This window comes from Shinella zoogloeoides (assembly GCF_033705735.1).
In the GTDB taxonomy this organism is placed as follows: Bacteria; Pseudomonadota; Alphaproteobacteria; order Rhizobiales; family Rhizobiaceae; genus Shinella; species Shinella zoogloeoides_A.
Genome location: NZ_CP131131.1, coordinates 1,761,273 through 1,775,551, shown reverse-complemented (window position 1 = coordinate 1,775,551; position 14,279 = coordinate 1,761,273). Strand labels below are relative to the sequence as shown.

Genomic DNA, 14,279 nt, shown 5'->3' with positions numbered 1-14,279 from the left:
ACGCAAAAGAAGAGTGTGTACCGCCTTCCGGCGACGCATGCGTGCGTCGCCGGAGCCTGCGATTTCGGGCCCGAAACGGGTGGTCAGTAGGTGGTTCGCCCGCCGGAAAGGTCGAAGGTCGCGGCGGTGGTGAAGCTGTTTTCCTTGGAAAGCAGCCAGGCGACCATGGAGGCAGCCTCGTCGACCTCGAGGAAGCGGCCGCGCGGGATGCGCGAGCGCATGTATTCAATGAATTCCGGGGTGAGCTGCTCGAGGATACGCGTCTGCGCGGTCGCCGGAGTGATGCAGTTGACGGCGATGTCGTAGCCGGCGAGTTCCTTGCCGAGCGACTTGGTGAGCCCCATGACCGCGGCCTTGGAGGCCGAATAGGCGGCCGCGTTCGGGTTGCCCTCCTTGCCGGCGACGGAGGCGATGTTGACGATGCGGCCGTAGTTGCGCTCCTTCATGCCGGGCACGAGGGCGCGGTTGACGTAGAAGGTGCCGTTGACGTTGATGTCGATGATCTTCTTCCACATGGCGATGTCGTAGGTGTCGAGCGGCGCGGCAGCGCCGGCGATCCCCGCCGAATTGACGAGCAGCGAGGCGGGAGCGGCAATCTCTTCGGTCCGCCGCCGGGCCGCGTCGACCTGTTCCCAGTCGGAAATGTCGACGACGGCGGTCGTTGCCGCGCCGCCGAGCGTCTCGCGCGCCGAGGCCAGCAGGCTTTCGTCGATATCCCAGAGCGTGACGGTGGCGCCGGAGGCGACGATGCGCTTGGCCATGGCGAAGCCGAGCCCCTGCGCCCCGCCCGTCACCACTGCGTGCTGGCCTGAAAGATCGATCTGGTTCATGGCTTCCTCCGGTTGCATTCTCTCCTCCGGCGCGGTGCGCCGCTTGATCCGGTCTATTATATTAGTGTAACAATCGCAACAAGGGTGGCGGCGATTTTCGCGCCGCCGCAGGAGGAGATTTGCATGCGGGCAAGCGAGACGAGGACGGTCGGGCGCACGGGACTGACGGTGACGGCCCTCGGCATGGGCACGGCGGCGATGGGCGGGCTTTACGCGCCGGTTTCTGCGCAGGCGTCGCTGGAGGCTCTCGAAGCGGCCTGGCAGGCGGGCATCCGCTATTTCGACAGCGCCCCGATGTATGGCCTCGGCCGGTCGGAGCATCTGCTCGGCCATTTCCTGCGCGAGAAGGCGGGTCCCGATGTTTCCTTCACGGTCAGCACGAAGGTCGGCCGGCTGATGGCGCGCGAGCGGCCGGGACGCGACCTGCCGCCGGCGCCGCCGAAGAACGCGCTCGATTCCGGCTGGCACAACGGCCTGCCGTTCCGCGAGGTCTTCGACTATTCCTATGACGCCATCATGCGCAGCTTCGACGACAGCGGCCAGCGCACCGGCCTCGAACGGCTCGACCTCCTTTTCGTGCACGACATCGGCAGCGTCACCCACGGGGACGCACAGGCGGCGCATTGGTCGGCGCTGACGAAGGGCGGCGGTTTCCGCGCGCTGGAGGAACTGAAGGCGGCGGGACTTATCGGCGGCTTCGGCCTCGGGGTGAACGAGGCGGCCATCGTGCTCGATGCGATGAACGAAACCGCCCTCGACTGCACGCTGCTCGCCGGCCGCCATACGCTTCTGGAGCAGAATGCGCTCGACCTTCTGGAGAAGGCCCAGCAGGCGGGCATGGGCATCATGATCGGCGGCGTGTTCAATTCCGGCATCCTCGCCGCCGGCCCCGGCGGCCACCGCAGGTTCAATTATCAGGATGTGCCCGAGGCGGTCGCACGGCGGGTGGACGCGCTGACGGCGGCCTGCGCGCGCTTCGGCGTGCCGCTTTCGGCCGCCGCCATCCAGTATCCGCTGCGCCATCCCGCCGTGACCGCGGTGCTGATCGGCCCGCGCGATGCCGGGCAGGTCCGGCAGAACGTGCAATGGTTCGAGCAGGATGTGCCGGCGGAGCTCTGGCAGACGCTGGAGCGGGAAGGGCTTGTCGCCTGAAGGCCGCGGCCCCGTCGCGGGGCCGCGCCGGTCCTACATCGTCGCGCCGATGTTCCAGGGCACGAATTCGAGATCGCCATAGCCGAGTTCTTCGGATCGCGTGCGTTCGCCGGAGGCGGTCCGGAGGATGAGGTCGAAGATCTGCCGTCCCTTTTCCTCCAGCGAAACGCCATTCAGGACGTCGCCGCAGTCGATGTCCATGTCCTCCCGCATCTGCTCGTAGATGTAGGAATTGGAGGCGAGCTTGATGGAGGGCGTCGGCTTGCAGCCGAAGGCGGAGCCCCGGCCGGTGGTGAAACAGAGGATATTGGCGCCGCCCGCGACCTGCCCGGTCGCCGATACCGGATCGTAGCCGGGCGTATCCATGAAGACGAGGCCCTTCGCGTCGACCGTGTCGGCATATTCGAAGACGGCGCGCAGGTTCGTCGAGCCGCCCTTCGCCGCCGCGCCGAGCGATTTTTCCAGGATCGTCGTGAGGCCGCCGAGCTTGTTGCCGGGGGAGGGGTTGTTGTTCATCTCCATGTTGTGGCGGGCGGTGTAGTCCTCCCACCAGCGGATCCGTTCGACGAGCTTCTCGCCGACGGCGCGGCTTTCGGCGCGGCGGGTGAGAAGATGCTCGGCGCCGTAGATTTCCGGCGTCTCCGACAGGATGGCCGTGCCGCCCTGCTCGACGAGGAGGTCGACGGCCGCGCCGAGCGCCGGATTGGCGGTGATGCCCGAATAGCCGTCGGAACCGCCGCACTGGAGGGCGAGCATCAGCTCGGAGGCAGGCGCGGGCGTGCGTTTGTGGGCATTCACCACCGGCAGCATCTCCTGGATCGCCCGGACGCCGGCTTCCACCGTCTTGCGCGTGCCGCCCGTCTCCTGGATGGTCAGGGTGCGGAAAGTGATATTCTCCTCGACGCCATAGGTCTTCATCCAGCGGGGAATCTGGAAGACCTCGCAGCCGAGGCCGACCATCAGCACGCCGCCGACATTGGGATTGGTGGCAAAGCCCCATTGCGTCTTCTTGAGCAGGTCATGCGCCTCGCCGTTGACGTCGAGGCCGCATCCCGTGCCGTGCACCAGCGAGATGACCCCGTCGACATTCGGATAGTCCTTGAGGATGCCGGACTTGTTGATCTCCTCCGCGATGAAGCGGGCGGCGCTCGCCGAACAGTTTACCGATGTCAACACGGCGACGTAATTGCGCGTGCCGACCTTTCCATCGGCGCGGCGATAGCCGAGGAACGTCGCGCGCTCCGCCGCCGGCAACACGTTGGTCTCCTTCAGCCCCTCGCCGAACATGTAGTTCCGCTCGAAGGTGTGGATGTAGACATTGTGCTCGTGCACCCAGTCGCCTGGCGCGATGGGCTCGCGGGCAAAGCCGATGACCTGGCCGTATTTGACGATCGGCTGGTCCTTGCCGATCGCCGTCATCGCCATCTTGTGGCCGCGCGGAATGCGGGCGGTCGCGGCGACCGCGCCCGCAAGGTCGCCCGGATTGAAGGGATCGGTCACGAGGACGATGTTGTCGGCGGCGGAAAGCTGGATGAAACGGGCCATGGCATGCTCGGGCGGGTTCGCGCTGGGGCGTTCCGCGGAAGGTTGTGATATTTGAATACTAATATAACAGTAGTCGCGCGGTCAAGCGCGCCCGCGCCGTCATCGTGCAGGCATGGGTTGCCATGCGTTTCGGAAGTGCTGCCGGCGTGGCCGCCGGTCAGGCGTACCGGTCAATCGTGATGGAAGACTTCCACCATCTGCGCCCACCATTCGCCGTCCTTGCGGGTGGCGAGCGGCTGCTGCAGCGGATCGCAGATCTCCCACCATTTCTGCATGGCGGGCGAGCGGGCCATTTCGGCGGCGTCGGCCGAAAAATCGCTGCCGTGATATTCCCAATAGGCGAAGAGCAGGTTTTCCGGCTCGCGCAGGAAGATCGAATAATTGCGGATATTGGCCGCGCTGATGACCGCGAGCACATCCGGCCAGACGGCCGCGTGCAGCGCCTTGTATTCGTCGATCACCTCGGGTTTCAGCCCGATGCAAAGGCCCATTCGCTGCATGTCAGTCTCCGTGGGATTGGGATGGTCGCTCAGCCGAAGGCATTGTTGGCGACGGCGACTTCCAGCGTGTTGCGGAGCGAGGTGTTGAGGTGCTCGCGCATGGCATTGGCCGCCGCCTCGCTGTCGTGGCGCTGCAGCGCCTTGAGGATCGCCTGGTGCTGCTGGATCGTCTGCTCGCCATAGCCCGGCTTGGGAATGGCGAGATAGCGGCCGCGGTCCATCTGCGCCTTGGATATGTCGACCGCCCGCCAGAGCATGTGGAAACCGTTCACCTCGGCGATGGTGCGGTGGAAAGCGTCATCGAGCTGGATGGCGTCGCTGTAGCGGCCGCGGGCGATCGCCGTGCGATGCGCCGCGATATTGTCTTCCAGCGCCTCGGCCTGCGCCTGCGTCAGCTTTTCGGCGGCCCGCCGCGCGCTTTCCATTTCCAGCGCGTTGCGGATGACATAGGCCTCCTCGATGTCGCGGATGCTGATGCGCGCGACGAAGGTGCCCGTCTGGGCGAAGACGTTGACGAGGCCCTCGTCGCTGATGCGCTTGACGGCTTCGCGCACCGGCGTGCGGGAAACGCCGAGCGTCTGGGCGATGGCCATCTCGTTGATCGCCTCGCCCGGCTTCATCTGGCCGCTGACGATCAGGCCGCGGACCTTATGATAGATCTGGTCGCGCAGCGGAAGGGATCGGTTGAGGTTGGATGCGTCGATGTCCATGGCCGCCGTTAATTTATAAAAGCCTGTTGAACCAAAGCACCTGGAATAACAGGATGTCAATGAATGGGTGTCAGTGCCCGGTGGACGTACCCTGCGGTCTGATTTATTCCTGTCCCGGACGTGCCGGCGCGAGATCCGCATTGCGGATACCGGCCGTATAATACTAGTGTTACGCATAAAAGCCAATATGGATGCCCGATGCAACCGGGTACGGGAGGAAGCCGGATGATCGTCGATGCGCATCACCACCTGTGGCAGGTCGGCCGCGGGGATTATCACTGGATGTCGCCGGACATGCCGGTGCTGGCGCGCGACTATCTTGCCGACGACCTGAGTCCCGTTCTCCGGCGGGCCGGCGTCGACCGCACCGTCGTCGTCCAGGCGGCTGAGACGGAGGCGGAAACCGATTTCCTGCTTTCGCTCGCGGCGGAAACGGATTTCATCGCCGGCGTCGTCGGCTGGCTGGATTTCGAGGATGCCGCCTTTCCCGCCAAGCTCGAAGCGCTGATGCGCCGGCCGAAATTCGTCGGGCTGCGGCCGATGCTGCAGGACCATGCGGACGACAGCTACGTCCTGCGCCCGGCCGTGCTCGACAATATCCGCCATCTCGCCGCGGCGGGCGCCGCCTTCGACATTCTCACCTTTCCGCGCCATCTGCCTGTGATCCTGCGCATGCTCGATGCCGTGCCGGACGTGCGGGCAGTCGTCGACCATCTGTCGAAGCCGCCGGTGGCGAGCGGCAGGCTGGAGGGCTGGGCGGAGGACATGGCCCGGATCGCCGCCCATCCGGGCCTTCGTTGCAAGGTTTCCGGGCTCGTCACCGAGGCCGATCATGAAGGCTGGGCGCCGGGCGATCTGACGCCCTATGTCCGGCATGTCTTCGATGTCTTCGGCGCCGACAGGCTGATATTCGGCAGCGACTGGCCGGTCTGCCTGCTCGCCGCCTCCTATGCGGAAGTCCTGAACGCCGCCCGCGGCATTCTCGATCCCCTGCTCGACGCGGATGGCATGGCCCGAGTGTTCGGCGGCAATGCCGTGAGCTTCTACCGCCTCTGAGCCGCCCCGGCGATTGCCGCGCGCTCGACCCGAACCATGGCTCCATGGATATGCGGAACGACGCTTGCGAGGTCTGTTATATTAGTGTAATAGGACAACGCCGGTAAGGGGAGAGACATCGACAGCGATGCGCGCCGGCAAGGGGAGAGAGGAATGCCTTCGGCCGCGAGCGCACTGCACATGAGGGGGATCGGCAAGGTCTTTCCCGGTGTGAAGGCCCTGTCCGACGTGGACCTCGCCGTCCGCTTCGGCACGGTGCATGCCATCGTCGGCGAGAACGGCGCCGGCAAGTCGACCCTGATGAAGATCCTCAGCGGCGCCTACGCCCCGACCACCGGCACAATCGAGGTCGCCGGCACGGAGGTGCGCATGAAGCGCCCGGCCGACGCCCAGAAGCTCGGCATCCGCATGGTGCACCAGGAACTGAATCTCGTTCCCGACCTCACGGTCGCCGAGAACATCTTCCTTGGCCGCATGCCGAAGCGGCTCGGCTTCTTCGACCGCGGCGGCATGGTGCGCCGCGCCGCCGCCATCCTCGCGGAACTCGGCGCCGCCATCGATCCGCAGCAGCGCCTCGGCGACCTGTCGATCAGCCAGCAGCAGCTCGTGGAGATCGCGAAAGCCTATGCCGCCGAGCCGCGCATCATCGTGCTCGACGAGCCGACCTCCAGCCTCAGCGAGCACGAGACCGCCGCGCTCTTCCGCATCCTGCGCAAGATGCGCGATGCGGGCATCGCCATCATCTATATCAGCCACCGCCTCAAGGAGGTGCTTGATATCGCCGACGAGGTGACGGTGCTGCGCGACGGCGCGATGATCGAGACCCGTGCCGCCAGCGGCATCACCGCCGGCGAGATGATCCGCCTCATGGTCGGCCGCGAGGTGAGCAACGTCTTCCCGAAGACCCCGTCCACCATCGGCAGGGAAGTGCTCCGGGTGCGCGGCATCGGAGACGGCGAGCGCTTCCACGCCATCAGCTTCGACGTGCGCGCCGGCGAGATTCTCGGCCTCACCGGCCTCGTCGGCGCCGGCCGCACGGAGGTCGCCCGCGCCATCTTCGGCCTTGCGCCGCTGACGGTTGGCACGGTCGAGATCGACGGCGCGCCGGTGACGATCGGCTCGCCCGCGGCGGCCGCCCGCGCCGGCATCGCCTATGTGCCCGAGGACCGCAAGGGCGACGGCATCATGCCCGCCATGACCGTGCGCGAGAATATCAGCCTGCCGGTGCTGCGCCGGCTCGCCAACCGTTTCGGCCGCGTGCGGCGCGGCGCCGAGCGCGAGCTTGCCGGCACCTATGTGCGCAAGTTCTCCATCGTCCCGCCGGATGGCGAGCGGCGCATCGGCCTGCTCTCCGGCGGCAACCAGCAGAAGGCGGTGATCAGCCGCTGGCTCGCCACCGATCCGAAGGTGCTGATCCTCGACGAGCCGACGCGCGGCGTCGATGTCGGCGCCAAGGCGGAAATCCACGGCATCATCGGCCAGCTGGTCGCCAACGGCATGGCCGTGGTGATGATCTCCTCCGAGCTGCCGGAAATCATGGGCGTTTGCGACCGTGTGGTCGTCATGCGCGACGGGCGCGCCTCCGTGCCGCTCGCCCGCGAGGGCCTGACGGAGGAGCGCATCATGGCGCTCGCCACGGGCGAGGAAAGTGCAGAAGGGGAGGCCGCATGACGGACATCGCCGCCATGGGACAGACAACGAAGGACGCCGCGCGCTTCAGCCAGGGCAGCCGCATGGTCGGCCTCATCTCGCGCGCGGGCCTCACGCTCGCCATCCTCGCCGTCATCCTCTACGGCTCGCTCGCCAATCCGGTCTTCTTCACGGCCGGCAATTTCGTGAACGTGCTGATGTCCATGTCCATCGTCGGCATCGTCGTCGTCGGCATGACCTTCGTGCTGGTCGTCGGCGGCATGGCGGACCTTTCTGTGCCGGCGACCATCGCCTGCGGCGCGATCCTCTCGCTCGCGCTCCAACCCTATATCGGCCCGGTTCCGGCCTTTGCCGTCGCGGTGCTGCTGGCGGGGCTCACCGGCCTCGTCAACGGCGTGCTCGTCGGCTATGTCGGCATCAATCCCATCATCGCCACGCTCGGCATGGGCACCATCGTGCTCGGCATCGTGCAGGCCGCCGTCGGCGGCGTCATCGTCTACGGCACGGATCCGAGCTCGGCGGATTTCGTCAAGAGCCGCATCCTCGGCGTGCCGATGATCGCCGTCATCTTCATCGCCATCGCAATCCTCGGCAATTTCGTGCTGTCGCGCACCTTCTGGGGCCGCTGGACCATCGCGACGGGCGGCAATTACAGCGCGGCGCAAGCGAGCGCCGTGCCGGTGCGGGCCGTCCGAGCCGGCGCCTTCGTCATCACCGCCTTTGCCGCGGGCTTCAGCGGCGGCCTGCTCGGCCTGACGCTGCAGAGCGCCCGCCCGCTCGTCGGCCAGGGCTACGAGTTCAGCGCCATCACGGCGGTCGTCGTCGGCGGGGTGTCGATCATGGGCGGCTTCGGCTCCATCCCCCGCGCCATGGCCGGCCTCGTCTTCGTGCAGCTTCTCACCAATGTCATGGTCCTTCAGGGCGTGCGCACGCCGATCCAGGGCTTCGTCCTCGGCCTTTTGATCGCCGGTGCCGTCGCGCTCGACATCGCGCTGCGCAAGCGGGGTGTCGCCTGATGCCCGCCTTCGTTTCCACGCTCCTGCGCTACCGCGTCGCCGTCATCCTCTGTCTGACGCTCGCCGCCGCCACGCTCATCGTTCCCGGCTTTGCCAGCCTCACGACGCTCAGCCTCGGCCTCGACCGCGGTTCGACCATCGGCCTCATCGCCATCGGCCTGACGGTCCTCCTCATCGCCGGCCAGATCGACCTTTCCGTCGGCTCGGTCTTCGCCGTTTCCGGCATCGTCGGGATCATGCTCCAGCCGGCGCTCGGCATGGGATGGGCGGCGCTCGCGGGCGTGCTGGCGGGCACCGCCGCCGGCGTGGTCAACGGCTTCCTCGTCGTGGCGCTGCGCATCAATTCGCTGGTGGCGACGCTCGCCACCATGCTGGTCTTCCGCTCGGTCGCGCACTGGATGACGGCGAGCCAGCCGATCCCCGGCAACGACATCATGTTCTCGATCACGCTCAGCGAGATCTATCTCGAAGTCTTCACCGTCCGCAGCGGCCTGTTCCTGGTCTCGATCCTCGCCCTCCATGTCTGGCTGACGCGCACCGTCGCCGGCCGCAACCTCTTCGCCGTCGGCTCCAATGCGCTTTCGGCGGAGGCGAGCGGCATCTCGGCGGGCCGCATCATGTTCCTGTCCTTCGTTTTCGCAAGCACCCTTGCCGGCGTCGCGGGCGTCCTGCAGAGCCTTGCCACCAATACGGGCTCGCCGGTCTACGGCTCCGAGCTCACCGTCGCGGTCATCGCCGCCGTCGTCGTCGGCGGCACGCGGCTGGAGGGCGGGCGCGGCTCGGCGCTCGGCACGCTCGGCGGCGTCCTTACCATCGCCGCGCTGACGACGGCGATGGAGTTCCAGTCGGTCCCCGCCTACATGCAGCAGGTCGCCTCCGGGCTGATCCTCATCCTGCTTGTCGTCCTCGATCGAACCGTTCGCACCGGCCGGCGCAAGCCTGCCGCGGCCCCCGCCCATGCCTGAGAATTTTCCAATCGATGAAGGAGGAAAACATGATTGGTAAGACTGCACGCTTGCCCGCCGCCGTGGCGGCCATACTGCTCGCCTCGACGGCCTTCGCCAGCGCGAAGACGGTCTGTTACGTCACGGCCGCCGATTCCCACGCCTATGCGACGCCGGCCAATGTCGCGCTCAACGACCGCGCCAAGGAACTCGGCATCGAGATCCTGAGCCTCAGCCAGAACTTCGACGTGCAGACCGGCACCGAGCAGGTCAGCACCTGCATCGCCCGCAAGGCCGACGGCATCATTCTCTGGCCGCTCGATCCGCAGGCCTATATCCCCGCGCTCGCCCGCGCCAAGCAGGCGAACATTCCGGCGATCCTCATCAACTCGCCGATGGCCGAGCAGGCGAACGACTTCATCAAGTCCTTCACCGGCCCGGACGTCTACGAGGAGGGCAAGCTTGCCGCCGATTCGCTGAGCGAGGCGATGAAGGGCGAGGGCGCCGTCGTCGTCATCGCCGGCCAGGCCGGCAACGGCACGACCATCGGCCGCGTCGGCGGCTTCGTCGACCGCCTGAAGGAGATCGGCAGCAAGATCGAGGTGCTGGAGACCGTCAATGCCGACTTCGACCAGCAGAAAGCGCTCGTCGCCAGCCGCGACCTGATCACCCGATTCGGCGACAAGATCACCGGCGTCTACGCAAACGACGACACCATGGCGCGCGGCTTCATCGACGCCTGGAAGGAAGCCAATTCCGGCAAGCCGACGCCGCCGATCGTCGGCATCAACGGCCAGCGCGACGCCTTCGATTCCATCCGCTCGGGCGAGATGTACTCGACCATCGTCCAGTCGCCGGTCGAGGACGGCAAGCTCGCCATCGAGACCATGGCGGAAATCCTCGACGGCAAGGAGGTCAAGGCCCGCCTGCCGATCCCGCTGACGGTCGTCACCAAGGCCAATGTCGAGACCGTCCAGCCGGCCTTCTGACGGCTGAAGAGCTTTCACGAGCCGCAGGGCGCCGCGCGCGCCTTGCGGCTTTTCCATGTCCGCAAGCCGGGCCGCGGGCCGAATATCAGACTGAAAGATATACGGACGCACTCAAGGAAATCAGGCTTTCCGCCGTCTCCCCTAGTCTGCCAGGGCTATCAACCCCGTCGAGGAGGACGGGACAGGGAGGAGTGGCCAATGAAAACGTACTTGCTGACGAGCGTGGCGCTCGGCGCCTTGCTCTTTGCAGGCTCGGCCGGCGCCGAGGACTTGAAGATCGGGGTTCTCGCGACGCTGGAAGGAACCTATACCGTCCTCGGCGAGGATGCCATGCGCGGCGTCGAGGTGGCGCTCAAGGAAATGCCGACCGTCGGCGGCAAGACGGTGAAGACCGTCGTCGCCTCGACCGACACGACGCCGGAAAGCGCCGTGCGCGCGGCCCGCAAGCTGGTGGACCAGGACGGCGTGACCGTCATCGTCGGCCCGCTTTCCGGATCCGAAGGCATCGCGCTGCGCGACTTTGCCAAGCAGAACCCGAACGTCACGGTCGTCAACGGCCTTTCCGGCGCGCAGGAAGCCACGATGGTCGATCCGGCCGCGAATTTCTACCGCTTCAACATGGACGGCGCCCAGTGGGGCGCGGGTCTCGGCAAATATGTCTTCGAGACCAAGGGCTGGAAGAATGTCGCCTCGGTCGCGGAAGACTATTCCTTCGGCTACACCAACTTCATGGGCTTTGCCCTCGGCTTCTGCCAGGCTGGCGGCCAGATTTCGGAGCGCCAGTGGGTGCCGCTCGGCACCAAGGATTTCTCCTCGATCATCGCGGCGCTGCCCGATGACGTCGATGCCATCTATGTCGGCCTCGGCGGCGCCGACGCCGTCAACTTCCTGAACCAGTACCAGCAGGCCGGCGGCAGCGCCCACCTCATCGGCGGCACGATCATGGTGGACGGCACCGTGCTCAATGCCAAGGGCGATGCGAAGAAGGCGCTGATCGGCACGCCTTCCGGCGGTCCGCAGGCGGACGATTCCACCGATCCGAACTGGACGAAGTTCGTGAAGGCCTATCAGGACGCCTTCCCGGCCGACAAGCGCTTCCCGTCGCCCTCGCTGTTCGCGACGGGCTACTACAATTCCACCATCGCGACGCTGAAGGCGCTCGATCAGGTCAAGGGCGACATTTCCGGCGATCAGGCGGCCTTCCGCGATGCGCTCGCCAAGATGGAACTGGATGCGCCGAACGGCCACTTCAAGCTCGACGCCAATCGCCAGGCGATCGGCACGAACTTCATCAGCGAGGTCACGGAAGGGCCGGACGGCAACCTGATGAACAAGCTGGTCATGACCGTGCCGGACGTGAACCAGACGCTCGGGCTTTCGGAAGAATCCTTCAAGAAGATCGGTCTGCCTTCGCGCGACGCGCCGGAGTGCAAGACGTCCTACTGATCGCTTTACGGAAGGCCGGGTTCGCGCCCGGCCTTTCCGCAATCGGCGTCTCGAAGCGGAAGGGGAGGCTGGCTTGTCGCTGATCACTTACCTCAACCGGGTGCATTTCGCCGACGACATTCTCGAGGAAGCGCTTGCCGTCGAAGCCCGCTCCCTTGCGATCCGCCGCCCCCTGATCGTCACCGATCGCGGCCTTGCCGCCAGCGGCCATCTCGACCGGCTGCTCGACGCCTTCGACACGGAAACCGCACCGGCGATATACGCCGAAACGCCGGCGAATCCGACGGAGGCCGCATGCCGGGCTGCGGCCGCGGCCTATCGAAACCATGATTGCGACAGCCTGATCGGCTTCGGCGGCGGCTCCTCAATCGACCTTGCCAAGGCGGTTGCCCTGGCCGTCAGCCATGACGGGCCGCTCATCAGCTATGCGGCGGTGGAGGGCGGCGTCTCGCGCATCCAGAACATCCTGCCGCCGGTCATCGCCATTCCGACCACCGCCGGGACCGGATCGGAAGTCGGCCGCGGCGCCCTCATTGTCTTCGACGACGGCCGCAAGCTCGGCCTCATCAGTCCCTACCTCATCCCGAAGGTGGCGATCTGCGATCCAACGCTGACGCTGACGCTTCCGCCGGAACTGACGGCGGCGACGGGCATGGATGCCATCACCCATTGCGTGGAGACCTATATCGCCACTGCCTATAATCCGCCGGCCGATGGCATCGCGCTCGACGGGCTGCGGCGCGCGGCGGCCAATATCGAGCGGGCAGTCGAGGAGGGGCGGGACCTTGATTCCCGCAGGGAGATGATGGCCGCAGCGCTCAACGGCGCGCTCGCCTTCCAGAAAGGGCTCGGCGGCGTCCATGCGATGAGCCACGCCCTCGGCGGGCTAAAACAGCCGAACCTGCACCACGGAACGCTCAACGCCGTGCTGCTGCCCCACGTGCTTGCCTTCAATGCGCCGGCGGCCGGGCATCGCTATCCGGCGCTCCGCGAGGCGATCGGCGTTCCGGCCGGACGTGATCTCGCGGCGGCCTTTTCAAGGATCAGCAACGGCCTCGGCCTGCCCTCGCGGCTCGGTGAAATGGGCCTCGACCGCAGCGCTCTGGAGCTTGCCGCACCGCTTGCGGAGCGGGATCACACCAACGGAACGAACCCCCGGCGGGCGACCTCGCGGGACTATCTGGCGATGCTGACGGACGCTCTCTAGCGCGGCCGGTCCCGAAGAGCCGCCGAAAGGCCCGATTCCATACCTTTTAGTCTCATTTTCCGGCTTGTGCGGCTTGCAAAACCGGCATTCTCGCAGGTTTAATCGCTTCCGAGCCGGTCGCGTCCGACGACTTGTTCCGGGAGGAGACTGCATCGGGCGTTCATCCGGAACATCGCCGCAGACGCGATGGCCGACTGTCTGCTCATCGCATTCGGCCAGGCGGAAACTGCCGGCCACACAGCTCTTGGAAGCCCCGGCTCTCGCAGAAAACAACTGCGGGGGGAGGAGATGAGTACTGCTCTAGCCGTCTATCACGGCCCGTTCGGCCGTGCGGCGCTGTATAATATCAATCGCCCCATGGCGACGCATGCGCATCGGGAAGGCCATCTCACGTTTCACGTCCAGGGCACGCCGTCCGTCGTGACGGCGTCCGGCCTCGAATGTCGCATCGACGCGGGCACCGGCGGAACGGTCAATCCCTGGCAGCCGCACAGCTTCAATCCGGGTGATCCGGAACATGGCACGCTGTTCCTCGTGCTCTATATCAAGCCGCTCTGGTTTCTTGAGGTCGGCCGCACGGCGCAAGGCGCGTTGCGTTTCGGGCGCGACCGCATCGCCATCACGCCGCAGATCCACCGGCTGGTGAAGCTGGTCTCGGCGCTGCTGCTCGAGGATATCCATTCCGATCTCTTCGACGGCTATCTCTATGAGCTGACGCGCCTTTGCTACGACCAGACCTGGCAATGGTCGCCGGACGTCTCGCCGCTGGAAGGCGAGACCGTCGTGCCCGTCCAGCAGCAATGGTCCGGCATCCGCGATTTCCGGGTGCGCAACTCCATGCGGCTGATGAGCGAACGGCTGAGCGACGAGGTCGTGCTCGATACGATCGCCCGCGATGCCGGGCTTTCCCGTCCGCATTTCTACAAGCTCTTCCGCGAGAATGCCGGCATCACGCCCAATGTCTATCTCAACACGCTGAAGATGGAGACGGCGATCGACAGCCTGACGCTCACCCAGAAGCCGATCACCACCATCGGCCTCGACCTCGGCTTCGCCTCGCAGGCGAGCTTCACGCGCTTCTTCACCGCCAATGTCGGCATTCCCCCGACGGACTACCGGCGCGCCGCCTTCGTCGGACAGTGAAGATCGCGCGGAGCGGCGCGTTTTAGCCGATCATCCGCGATGGGAGCATACTCAAAGGTACGTGGTTTCGCGCACGCTCCGGCTAGTCTCG

13 protein-coding genes are annotated in these 14,279 nt (G+C 66.2%); 9 read left to right on the top strand and 4 right to left on the bottom strand.

Annotated elements, in window-relative coordinates; translation table 11 throughout:
* Positions 1 to 83: 83 nt before the first annotated feature.
* Positions 84 to 830 (bottom strand): SDR family NAD(P)-dependent oxidoreductase, encoded by a 747-nt coding sequence (locus tag ShzoTeo12_RS25925; RefSeq protein ID WP_318913078.1) that lies wholly within the window; start codon positions 828 to 830, stop codon positions 84 to 86.
* A gap of 117 nt (positions 831 to 947) precedes the next feature.
* On the opposite strand from ShzoTeo12_RS25925, the gene ShzoTeo12_RS25920 reads away from it, so the two are divergent.
* On the top strand, positions 948 to 1,982 hold the full coding sequence (locus tag ShzoTeo12_RS25920) for an aldo/keto reductase (protein WP_318914375.1): 1,035 nt from the start codon (positions 948 to 950) through the stop codon (positions 1,980 to 1,982).
* 33 nt (positions 1,983 to 2,015) lie between these two features.
* Here the strand turns inward: ShzoTeo12_RS25920 and ShzoTeo12_RS25915 are convergent, their stop codons facing one another.
* The 3 genes from ShzoTeo12_RS25915 to ShzoTeo12_RS25905 form a co-directional block, all read right to left on the bottom strand.
* Entirely contained in the window at positions 2,016 to 3,527 is a 1,512-nt protein-coding gene (locus ShzoTeo12_RS25915) for an altronate dehydratase family protein (protein ID WP_318913077.1), read from the bottom strand.
* A gap of 170 nt (positions 3,528 to 3,697) precedes the next feature.
* Entirely contained in the window at positions 3,698 to 4,027 is a 330-nt protein-coding gene (locus ShzoTeo12_RS25910) for an L-rhamnose mutarotase (protein WP_318913076.1), read from the bottom strand.
* A 29-nt stretch (positions 4,028 to 4,056) separates the two neighbouring features.
* Complete coding sequence (locus ShzoTeo12_RS25905; protein ID WP_318913075.1) at positions 4,057 to 4,737, bottom strand: GntR family transcriptional regulator; 681 nt, start codon at positions 4,735 to 4,737, stop codon at positions 4,057 to 4,059.
* A gap of 225 nt (positions 4,738 to 4,962) precedes the next feature.
* On the opposite strand from ShzoTeo12_RS25905, the gene ShzoTeo12_RS25900 reads away from it, so the two are divergent.
* The 8 genes from ShzoTeo12_RS25900 to ShzoTeo12_RS25865 all read left to right on the top strand — a co-directional run bounded on the left by ShzoTeo12_RS25900 (position 4,963) and on the right by ShzoTeo12_RS25865 (position 14,188).
* Positions 4,963 to 5,793 carry an amidohydrolase family protein gene (locus ShzoTeo12_RS25900; protein ID WP_318913074.1) on the top strand — a complete coding sequence of 277 codons (831 nt, stop codon included), beginning with the start codon at positions 4,963 to 4,965 and terminating at the stop codon, positions 5,791 to 5,793.
* A 153-nt stretch (positions 5,794 to 5,946) separates the two neighbouring features.
* Complete coding sequence (locus tag ShzoTeo12_RS25895; RefSeq protein ID WP_318913073.1) at positions 5,947 to 7,464, top strand: sugar ABC transporter ATP-binding protein; 1,518 nt, start codon at positions 5,947 to 5,949, stop codon at positions 7,462 to 7,464.
* A complete protein-coding gene (locus ShzoTeo12_RS25890; protein ID WP_318913072.1) occupies positions 7,461 to 8,459 on the top strand; it encodes an ABC transporter permease in 999 nt (332 codons plus the stop codon). The genes ShzoTeo12_RS25895 and ShzoTeo12_RS25890 overlap by 4 nt, the downstream gene beginning before the upstream one ends.
* A complete protein-coding gene (locus tag ShzoTeo12_RS25885; RefSeq protein WP_119255310.1) occupies positions 8,459 to 9,424 on the top strand; it encodes an ABC transporter permease in 966 nt (321 codons plus the stop codon). Before ShzoTeo12_RS25890 ends, ShzoTeo12_RS25885 begins: the two co-directional genes overlap by 1 nt.
* Positions 9,425 to 9,453: 29 nt before the next feature.
* Positions 9,454 to 10,392: a sugar ABC transporter substrate-binding protein gene (locus ShzoTeo12_RS25880; RefSeq protein ID WP_119255474.1), complete on the top strand. Its 939-nt coding sequence runs from the start codon at positions 9,454 to 9,456 to the stop codon at positions 10,390 to 10,392.
* Between the two features lie 198 nt (positions 10,393 to 10,590).
* Entirely contained in the window at positions 10,591 to 11,838 is a 1,248-nt protein-coding gene (locus ShzoTeo12_RS25875; protein ID WP_318913071.1) for an ABC transporter substrate-binding protein, read from the top strand.
* Positions 11,839 to 11,911: 73 nt separating this feature from the next.
* Complete coding sequence (locus tag ShzoTeo12_RS25870) at positions 11,912 to 13,045, top strand: iron-containing alcohol dehydrogenase (protein ID WP_318913070.1); 1,134 nt, start codon at positions 11,912 to 11,914, stop codon at positions 13,043 to 13,045.
* Between the two features lie 288 nt (positions 13,046 to 13,333).
* A complete protein-coding gene (locus ShzoTeo12_RS25865) occupies positions 13,334 to 14,188 on the top strand; it encodes a helix-turn-helix domain-containing protein (protein ID WP_119255307.1) in 855 nt (284 codons plus the stop codon).
* The last annotated feature ends 91 nt before the right edge of the window (positions 14,189 to 14,279 follow it).